Annotated in this window: 7 protein-coding genes; 5 read left to right on the top strand and 2 right to left on the bottom strand. The window is 38.7% G+C overall.

The features are described from left to right. Positions 1–851: type VI secretion system Vgr family protein (locus EAE90_RS22570; RefSeq protein ID WP_214055375.1), on the top strand; the 851-nt coding region annotated here is incomplete at its 5' end. Continuing rightward, a complete protein-coding gene (locus EAE90_RS22575) occupies positions 848–1639 on the top strand; it encodes a DUF4123 domain-containing protein (protein ID WP_214055376.1) in 792 nt (263 codons plus the stop codon). The genes EAE90_RS22570 and EAE90_RS22575, both read left to right, overlap by 4 nt. 240 nt (positions 1640–1879) lie before the next feature. Here EAE90_RS22575 and EAE90_RS22580 read toward each other — a convergent pair whose 3' ends face one another. Continuing rightward, entirely contained in the window at positions 1880–2164 is a 285-nt protein-coding gene (locus tag EAE90_RS22580) for an AbrB/MazE/SpoVT family DNA-binding domain-containing protein (RefSeq protein WP_214055377.1), read from the bottom strand. Positions 2165–2376: 212 nt separating this feature from the next. Between EAE90_RS22580 and EAE90_RS22585 the strand changes: the two genes are divergently transcribed. The 3 genes from EAE90_RS22585 to EAE90_RS22595 all read left to right on the top strand — a co-directional run bounded on the left by EAE90_RS22585 (position 2377) and on the right by EAE90_RS22595 (position 5981). Next, on the top strand, positions 2377–3588 hold the full coding sequence (locus tag EAE90_RS22585) for an MFS transporter (protein WP_214055378.1): 1212 nt from the start codon (positions 2377–2379) through the stop codon (positions 3586–3588). Between the two features lie 34 nt (positions 3589–3622). Beyond that, a complete protein-coding gene (locus EAE90_RS22590; RefSeq protein ID WP_214055379.1) occupies positions 3623–4570 on the top strand; it encodes a TauD/TfdA dioxygenase family protein in 948 nt (315 codons plus the stop codon). Positions 4571–4640: 70 nt separating this feature from the next. Continuing rightward, positions 4641–5981, top strand: coding sequence for an MFS transporter (locus EAE90_RS22595; protein WP_246551083.1), 1341 nt, complete (start codon positions 4641–4643; stop codon positions 5979–5981). A gap of 162 nt (positions 5982–6143) precedes the next feature. Here EAE90_RS22595 and EAE90_RS22600 read toward each other — a convergent pair. Continuing rightward, a partial coding sequence (locus EAE90_RS22600) for a transposase (protein ID WP_281422327.1) occupies positions 6144–6321 on the bottom strand: 178 nt, incomplete at its 5' end.

Genomic DNA, 6321 nt, shown 5'->3' on the forward strand with positions numbered 1-6321 from the left:
TCAATGAAGAGGGGTGTATCCGCATCCATTTTCACTGGGATCGTTATGATAAAGCCGATGAAAACGCCACCTGCTGGGTACGGTTCGCCCAAGGCTGGAATGGCAGCGGTTACGGTTTTATGGCTATCCCTCGTATCGGTCAGGAGGTGATTGTTTCTTATCTGAATGGCGATATTGATCGTCCGATTGTCACCGGTTGCACCTACAACGGTTCAAACCGGCCGCCGTTAAATTTACCCGTTGAAAAGACCCGCACCACCTTTAAAACCCGGACTCACAAAGGAGAAGGCTTTAATGAATTGCGCTTTGAAGATGAGAAAGACCGGCAGGAGATTTACCTGCACGGGCAGAAAGATCTGACCGCCCATATTCAGCACGATGCTTACTGGCATATTAAACACGACCATAAACAGCGCATCGATAATAACCGCTATAGCGAAATTTCAGTGGATGATCATCAACATATCAGGGGATCGGGGAAATACAGCACCGATGGAGATGTTTCACACCGTATCTCAGGCAGTCAACATTTACAGACCGGAGATGCATTGGTGGCTGAAAGTGGTCAGGAAACACATCTAAAAAGCGGCGGTAAAATGGTGTTGGAAGCAGCGTCGGAAATTACCTTAAAAGTCGGCGGTCATTTTATACGGATAACCCCCGGCGGTATTCTAACTTCCCCGAATTTATCAGTCGGGCAAGGTTCTGCCGGTACTGGCCGTGGGTTGTCTCTGCAACTGCCGGAAGGAGTTGCGCCTCTGCCGGGGGTTAAATTCCCTGCCAAACCGCTTTGTGCTGTGCTGGCTCAACAGGAAGCAAATTGGATTATTGATAATCCGGAGGATAAATGAACAAGTCAATAAATTGGCAACAGTGGCTGAGTATCCCTAACAAACCATCGGTTTTCTTTATGCTCAATTCACTCGCGGAACCTAACCCGGCGGCGCTCTTTTATAGCAACGACTGGGTAGAGCAGGCTTTCCCGCTATACAGCAATACACCGTTGGATCACATGCTGGCGCAAAGTCCCTGGCTGGTTCAACCCAAGTCAGGCTGTCTGTCAACGATAGCTCATCTGCTTGATAGTCATACTCTGAGTGATAACAGTTGGGGTTGGGCTTACCGCAGTGATCAATCATGGATACAGCAGCTTAATCATTGGCGTTCGCGCCAGCAGGTGATTTTACAAGAAAAACCGGTGATTTTTCGCAGTATGGACCCGCGTATCCTCAGTCAGTTATTACCGGCAATGATCTTCAGCGATTGGTCAGCATTTTTGACACCGGTAAGTGAGCTGATGATCGATATGCCCGAACCACAGATTTATTATCGGCCTGAAAATTGTGGTCAAGGAGGCAGTGAATTGCCCTTTACCTTGGGCAGTCATTTATTAGATGCCTGGCATCATTCCGACTACGCCCTGCAAGGGATGGCGTCCGCGATCAGTTATAATTGCTGGGAAAACCACGGTAAATTGGCTGAGAAACTGGATAAGCCAGAGGGACAATTAGTGGAACAAATTATCAATTGGTTAAAATACCGTTTAGCAAACGGGGATAATATTAGCAAGCTTACCTGTGTCGATTATTTACAAACACTGGCTGACGACGCCCCGTCCCAAAGGTTTATTGAAAGCTGAGAGAGAAACAGCAATATAATCAATAACGTAATCAACAACACCAGCATCATGTCCCCGTAAAAACGGGGAACAAATTGTAACAAATGGTGATAATTCTGTTATTTAGCGGTTTATCCCCGTCAGTATAGGGAACACCAATCGCATCGCGTAATTAAGCGATCAGCCCTGCCTGTAAGTCCCCCTCCGGATCAAAATCAAGCCAGATTAAATCACCGCAATCAGGAATAAAACGAGAAACCATCAGAGTAATTCCTTACCAACTGGTGAGCCAAAATTTACCTTTTCATGAACGTTTTCTGGTGTGATACCGGCTAACAGTGCATCAAGAGAGTATTCTTTCGCTTTTACCGGAATAATGACAATGCGACCATCTTCGACTGTAATATTAACTGTATCATCAACGTTCAAGAATGCCGCTTTCATTATAGCTACAGGAAGTCGTACAGACGGACTATTACCCCATTTTTTTATGGTCGTCGGATATATTGGGTTGATCAGAAAGTAAAGGATTGGCTGGAACAACATGCAAAAATTACCCTGTTATTCTTACCGGTCTATTCATCGTGGCTAAATAAAATAGAATCGTTATATACCCGTTATCTTTCAAACTGCCTCTTTGTTGGCTACACTCACTCACCCCGGAAACATAGTTATCTATGTTTCCGGGGATTCGCTCCCTTGCCGCCGCGATGCAACTTTAAAGATAACAGGTATATTTAATTAATAGAGATGAGACAATGAATGCAACGTACAGTGAAATATATAGTTTTTGGTCAATAAAATCTTTTATAAGGCTATTCTTATTATGGCTAGCTGGTGCAGGAACGCGTTTGACAATATTGGCTACTCCACCAATCATTTCTGACATCCATCACGATCTAAATTTGACTGAAACTCAAGTTGGGATTATTTCTGGATTGCCAGCAGTCTTATTTGCAGGTACCGCAATTATCGGCTCTCTATTAATTGCAAGAACGAGCGCAATAAAGACTCTTATCATTGGTTTGCTGATTACCAGTTTAGGTTCTGCATTCCGTGGAGCAGCAAATGATATAATTATCATGTATACGGCGACAATGATAACAGGGTTGGGGGTTGCTTTTATGCAACCTGCATTACCTTCTATTGTGAAGGATTGGTTTCCAAAACATATTGTGATTGCAACGGCTATTTATGTTAATGGACTTCTTCTTGGAGGAGAAGTTATTCCTGTTGCAGTGACAAAATCTATTTTATTACCCATGTTGGGATCTTGGCGACTTACATATGTTTTTTGGGCTGCGATAACATTAGTAATTGCAATTTTCATATACCAATTAGCACCTAAAAATAAACATAAAACAGTATCGACAAATAAAAATATAAAGTGGGTTCCTGAATGGAATAACATTATATTGTGGAAACTAGGATTAATGATGGGATGTGTAAATGCAACGTATTTTGCAACCAATTTTTTTATTCCACGTTACTTACATGAAGCTAATTTTGAGGATTTAACATCTATTTCTTTGGTTGCTTTAAATTTAGGACAAATCCCGGCCTCTATTATTCTTATGATGACAAGAGCCACTGTAGCAAAACTACGATATCCATATTTGATATCAGGAATAGGATTAATTGCATCTTTTAGCAGCATTATGTACTTTGGTACTGAATATATAATTATCAGTTCAGCATTCATCGGCTTTTTTTCTGCTATCGTTTTAATACTAATGTTAGGACTACCTAGTATGATTAGCGAGCCACATGAGGTGCATAGATCTACTTCACTAATGTTGACAATTGGTTATACTTGTGCAGTTATAACACCAGTAATTAGCGGTTTAGCATGGGATATTTCAGGAAATCCAAGTTATGTATTTCTTCCTATGATGATATGTTCAATCATCTTGTTTATTTCAGCAATAAAAAGACCAATAGTAAACAAAGTTATAAAAAATAAAATTTAAAACCTGCAAGTGATAATTTTGGAGATAAAATAAAATGAGTGATAGAATCAAATATACCATACGTAAACTAACTCCATACTTTTGTGCAGAAATACGTGATATCAAACTAAATGAGCCATTAAATAAAGATATAATAAAAACCATTGAATCAGATCTTGAAGAACATGAAGTATTGGTATTTCCGGATCAAGATCTCACATCAGAAGATTTAATGCGTATAGGGAGATATTTTGGCCAGTTAACTGTACACCCTTTTGCAGAGAACAGTGAAAAAAATCCAGAGTTAATAGTATTTGATTATAAGAATGGTAATCCGCCTGTATTAACAGATCGCTGGCATTCGGATGAAACATATAAACTTTGCCCCCCTATGGCTACAATGCTCTATTCAAGAATTGTTCCTGAAATAGGTGGTGATACTTGTTTTAGCAGTATGACGACTGCTTATGATTTTCTTTCAATAAAAACTCAAGACTTCATCCGAGGATTGGAAGCTATACATGATTTTTCACCGTATAAATATCTTTTTCCAGACACAGAAGAAGGTAGAAAATTATTACAAAAGAAAGAGTTGGAATATCCTCCAATCGCCCATCCAGTTGTTCGAATTCATCCAAAAACGAAAAAGAAAACCCTATTTGTTAACCAAAATTACACTCGTTATATAAGAAATATGGATCAACGAGATAGTGATGCACTACTGACACAATTATTTAATACAACATCAGTACTTGAATATCAATATAGGCATCATTGGAAACCAAACATGTTAGTCATGTGGGATAATCGCTCTGTACAGCATGCTGCTGTTCATGATTACTATCCAAATCGCCGATATATGGAGCGGGTGACTATCGCAGGTGATCAACCAATTAGTGAGTCGGAACCTGCAAGTGCTGAACAATTGCGTAAATTTAAAGTACCAGCATATAACCATAACGATTCACGCCGTGCTAAACGTCAATTCGAGATTGAAAGTTAGTCCTAACTTAATTAACAAAGGGATGCTTAAAGTCCCTTTTTACTTTTCACCTGATGTATTGGTTAATAAAATGAACTCTACAATAAAGTTGAGTATCCAAGATACAATTAGATATGCAAAGATATCATCTTTGCACATAAAAATATTACTTTTGTGTTTAAGCATTCTTATTTTAGATGGTTTCGATACTGCTCTGATCGGTTATATTTCTCCTTCTATTGTTGATAGTTGGGGAACTTCAAAAACAGACCTTGGAATTGCGATGAGTTCAGCATTGGTTGGTTTATCTGTGGGAGCTGTAACATCAGGTCCTATATCAGACAAACTAGGGCGTAAACCTGTTATTGTAATTTCTGTTTTCATGCTTGGAATTTGTAGTATTGCAACGATATTTTCTACAACTGTCTACCAATTATCATTCTGGCGTTTATTAACCGGAATAGGTATTGGAGCTGCTATGTCTAATGCCTTGACATTGATTTCTGAATACGCACCAGAAAATAGAAAATCACTTATGGTTAACTCTGTATTTTGTGGGTTTCCATTTGGAGCAGCTATGGGAGGTATTATTGGTTCCTTCATGATTCCCAAGTTTGGTTGGGAGAGTATGCTAGTTATTGGCGGAATTATCCCTATACTTTTAGTTGTCCCACTTATTTTCATTCTTCCAGAATCAGTTTTATTTTTGATTAACAAAAACAAATCAGAAGAAAAAATAAATAAAATTTGCAAAAAAATAGTTGGTGAAAATTATAATAAAATAGATTCCTCAAAATTAAAGTTTATCGAAAAACAAAAAATAAAACCTATTAATGAAATTTTATCCCATGAACATCTATCATCAACCTTGCTTCTTTGGAACGCATATTTTATGGGATTATTAATATTCTATGTTGTCACAAATTGGATGCCTACACTTATCAAAGACTCTGGTTTTGAATTAAGTTATGCAACTATTTTAACTGCTTTATTTCCTTTAGGTGGTGGAATTGGGACGATAATATCAGGAATTATCATGGATAAACTATCTCCTCATAAGACAGTATCATTTAACTATCTTATGACGGGTATTTTGCTCTTCTCTATAGGGTATGTTGATAATATAATCAGTTTAGGAATATTAATCCTCTTAGCCGGAACGACAATGAATAGCGCACAAGCATCTATGGGAACAATAGCTACACTTCATTACCCTACAACCTCCAGAGCGACAGGTGTATCATGGATGCTTGGAATTGGTCGTGCAGGAGGGATATTAGGTGCGATGTTTGGAGCATGGCTAATGCAACTAGGATTAGGCTATCGAGGGATACTTATGACTTTATTCATTCCATCTGCTATTGCATCTATTTCATTACTTAGTTTACTTATAATATTAAACAATAAAAATACTAAAACATTTTCATCATAAATTATATTGTATTTATACCCTATGAATTTCAAGATGCATCGCGGCGGCAAGGGAGCGAATCCCCGGGAGCATAGAGAACTCTGTGACCGGGGTGAGTGAGTGCAGCCAACAAAGAAGCAACTTGAAAGACGACGAGTATATATAGATTAACCCGAATTCTGCTTAAGCCATCATTGAAATATCTTTCTCTGAGTAGAAAATTTTCAGTGATGGCTTTTTCAATTTAAGGCTGTAAGCAATCAATCCACCTAAAACACACAACAGAAAGCCTTTTATACTTCGGTGGCGCGAGTGCTCAATTTGAGAAATGGTCTTTAATTGCCCATTAATCGTTTCGATG

Origin of the sequence: Photorhabdus caribbeanensis (assembly GCF_018448885.1) — a bacterium.
Classification (GTDB): Bacteria; Pseudomonadota; Gammaproteobacteria; order Enterobacterales; family Enterobacteriaceae; genus Photorhabdus; species Photorhabdus caribbeanensis.

Bases quoted from the DNA above. Each gene is read 5' to 3' on its own strand.
- EAE90_RS22575 (WP_214055376.1), top strand. From the start codon at position 848: ATGAACAAGTCAATAAATTGGCAACAGTGGCTGAGTATCCCTAACAAA.
- EAE90_RS22580 (WP_214055377.1), bottom strand. From the start codon at position 2,164: ATGTTGTTCCAGCCAATCCTTTACTTTCTGATCAACCCAATATATCCG.
- EAE90_RS22585 (WP_214055378.1), top strand. From the start codon at position 2,377: ATGAATGCAACGTACAGTGAAATATATAGTTTTTGGTCAATAAAATCT.
- EAE90_RS22590 (WP_214055379.1), top strand. From the start codon at position 3,623: ATGAGTGATAGAATCAAATATACCATACGTAAACTAACTCCATACTTT.
- EAE90_RS22595 (WP_246551083.1), top strand. From the start codon at position 4,641: ATGAACTCTACAATAAAGTTGAGTATCCAAGATACAATTAGATATGCA.